At 71.4% G+C, this 1,562-nt stretch carries 1 protein-coding gene; it reads right to left on the reverse strand.

Translation table 11 applies throughout. The features are described from left to right. Positions 1-174 precede the first annotated feature (174 nt). Entirely contained in the window at positions 175-1,347 is a 1,173-nt protein-coding gene (locus tag ACSNOC_RS27685; RefSeq protein ID WP_436750320.1) for an ATP-grasp domain-containing protein, read from the reverse strand. Positions 1,348-1,562: the final 215 nt, after the last annotated feature.

The raw sequence follows: 1,562 nt of genomic DNA on the forward strand, positions 1-1,562 counted from the left end.
GCGATACGCAGGGGGGAAGCGGGGTGCCGCTCCGGCGGAGGCGAGCGTCTGCCGTGGCCAACGCCCGCCTCGTCGTCGCCGACGACGGTGGTGATGCTCCGGACCGTCGGGCCGTCAGGCCGTCAGGCCCTCGGAACCGTCAGGACCGGCCCGGTCCGGTGGGGGCGGTCCTGCTCAGACCAACTCCCCTGCCGCCGCGAGGGCTCCGGTGCCGACGCCCGCGCCGAACCCGGCGCCGGTGCCGGGACCGGCGCCGGTGCCGGGACCGGTCCCGGGGGTGACCTCGGTGACGGTCTCGGTGACCGCCACCCGCCCGCCGAGACGCAGCGGCGTCAGGGGCCCCGGATCGCCGGTCAGCAGCAGACGCACGGCCGCCCAGGGCAGGTTGACCCCGGTGAACGCGGTCTGGAAGATGCCGGCGGAGGGCCGGGGGTTGGCCTCCAGCAGCACGGGCTGTCCGTTCCGGTGGCGCAACTGGACGTTGGAGAGATAGGCCAGCCGGAAGTGGCCGACCAGCCGTTCCGCGATCGCGGTGAAGGCGGGGTTGTCCAGCAGCAGCCGGTAACGGCCCTGTTTGGCCCGGGGGATGCCGGCCAGCAGCGTTCCTCCGGGGGTGGAGAGACAGTCCACGCTCACCTCGGGCCCTTCGAGATAGGGCATGACGATGAACTGCGGGACCTTCTCGTGCTCGTCCGCGGCCCGTTTCAGCGCGGCGGCCACGGCGTCGACCGAGACCAGGGGCCGGGCGGGGGCGAGCAGGTCCCTCATGCTGAGGGGACTGTCGTCGAGGATGCGGAACCCGAAGGCCGAGTACTCGCCCGCGGGTTTGATGCAGACCGTGTCGCCGGCCCGGGCGAGGTCCTCCGCCGCCGCGCGGAGCCCGTCGGCGTCGGATACCACCCGCCAGTCGGGCACGGGCACGCCGATGGCGCGGGCCGCCTCGTAGGTGCGGCTCTTGCTCGTGAGCACGTCGACCGCCTGGGGCGAGGAACACATCAGCCGGGTGCCGACGGCGGCGAAGGCGTCGGCGTGCACGGCCAGGGCGTCGAGCCTTCTGGGCGGGATCAGGACGTCGATCCCGTGCCTGCGACAGAAATCGACCGCGAACTCGGCGTAGTCGTCGTTGCCGACACGGTGCGGTTCGACCTCCCCCACGTCGCACGCCGCCAGCGCGGGCGCGGCGGGGTCCACGTTCGTCCCGTAGATGCGAACGTGGGCGGCGTCAGGGTTGTCGCGCAACATCCGCATCACCTGAGTCGTGGCTGCCCCTGCGCTGCTGAGCCAAATACGTAGTGCTATCGCGACGCTCCCCTCATCATCGATGCCAACACGGGTGTGCTCACGCACGGCGGCCGGGGAGCGCGCAGGCGGGACCCGCCCACGCCCTATACCACGGTCGCCGGGAATACGTGATCATGTGTGAAGCGGATCATAGCCCTTCAGCGTGTCGGTGGTGTTTCCCGATGAGGCATCCCGTCCTGTCATTCCGTCAGGAACCCGAACTCCCTTTCCTGGAGCGGCGGTACGCCCGGTGTGGGGGAGGGGCCGAGGGTGTCTCTTAT

The sequence above is a fragment of the Streptomyces sp. URMC 129 genome (assembly GCF_051386415.1).
Lineage (GTDB): Bacteria > Actinomycetota > Actinomycetes > Streptomycetales > Streptomycetaceae > Streptomyces.